At 44.9% G+C, this 1,290-nt stretch carries 1 protein-coding gene and 1 pseudogene; both read right to left on the bottom strand.

The features are described from left to right. Window positions 1–35: 35 nt before the first annotated feature. Window positions 36–959 (bottom strand): annotated as a pseudogene (locus tag AC58UU_RS39870) (IS3 family transposase); the annotation flags it as partial. Then, entirely contained in the window at window positions 917–1,213 is a 297-nt protein-coding gene (locus AC58UU_RS39865; protein WP_497323036.1) for a transposase, read from the bottom strand. The gene AC58UU_RS39865 and the pseudogene AC58UU_RS39870, both read right to left, overlap by 43 nt. Between the last annotated feature and the right edge of the window lie 77 nt (window positions 1,214–1,290).

Below are 1,290 nucleotides of genomic sequence, written 5' to 3'. Positions count from 1 at the left end.
TGTACTTGAGTCAATAGAGTGGACACAAAAAAAGGTTAAGAAATTAGTTTAGCTTGCTTGTAATACTGCGTTTCAAACTTGTCTGGGGACAAATATCCGAGCTTGCTGTGCGTACGCTTCCGGTTGTAGAAAAACTCAATGTACCAGTAGATTCGCTGGTGTGCTTCTTGGCGGCTTTGAAATTTATACCTGTACACCAATTCCCGCTTGAGGATGCTGTGGAAAGCCTCTATACAAGCATTATCGTAGCAGTTACCTTTTCGGCTCATGCTACGAATCATATGGTATTTTTTCAGCTGTTTACGGTATTCACTGGACGCATACTGCGATCCGCGGTCTGAATGATGAATAAGGCCCTTAGGCGGTCGTTTGGCTTCGTATGCCTGGTTTAAGGCATCTAGCGTCAGTTCCACAGTCATGCGATTGCCTAGCTGCCAGCCGACAATTTTGCGGGTAAACAAGTCAAGAACGCTTGCTAAATAAAGGTTTCCTTGACGCGTGTGGATGTACGTAATGTCGGTAACCCATGCTTGATTCGGTCTTGTACACACATCAAAATGCTGATTCAGCCAATTAGGCGCAATCGGGTGACTATGATTTGAATCCGTTGTTTGTACGCTGAATTTCACTACGGCTTGTGAGCGTAAGCCCTTCTCTTTCATGATGCGTCCAACCGTTTTGACAGCGACTTTGAAACCTTTCTTTCTCAGTTCCTCTGTGATTTTCGGACTCCCGTAATTCCGATCCGATTCCAAGTACTGGGTTTCTACCTCTTTAGCCAACGCTTCGCGGCGCTTTTTCCGCGGACTCGGTGGTGTTAATCGCCATTTGTAGTAACCGCTCCTGGATACACCTAGTACACTGCACATCTTCTCAACTCGAAATGTTGAACGGTGGTCATCAATAAACTTAAATTTCACTTCGGGTCTTTGCTGAAGATGTGCAGCGCCTTTTTTAAGATGGCTAGCTCTTCCTCTAGGTCTTTGTTTCGCTGCTCCAAGTCTTTCACGATCTGATCGTGGCTGCGCAGATTCCCACTGCCCACGAAGGGCTCATCTGGAAATTGGCGATATTTACTCACCCATCTGCTCAAAGTCTTCGCTGGAATGTTCAGTTCGTTTGCAATTTCCGGGATCGATTTACTATGTTGTTGAATGTACTTTACCGTTTCCTCTTTAAACTTTTCATTGTAACGTTGGCGGGATTCACTCATCTCGGACACCTCGTAATTTGGATAGATCTATTATCTAACTCCCCAATTCGTTGTGTCCACTATTAAGTCTAAATGCA

Source organism: Paenibacillus sp. JT22N1 (assembly GCF_059692155.1).
The sequence above is the reverse complement of the archived record's forward strand: the minus strand, read 5'-3'. Positions and strand labels throughout refer to the sequence as shown.

What these genes read in the sequence shown, in the direction of transcription:
- AC58UU_RS39865 (WP_497323036.1), bottom strand. Translation starts at nt 1,213, where the DNA reads ATGAGTGAATCCCGCCAACGTTACAATGAAAAGTTTAAAGAGGAAACG.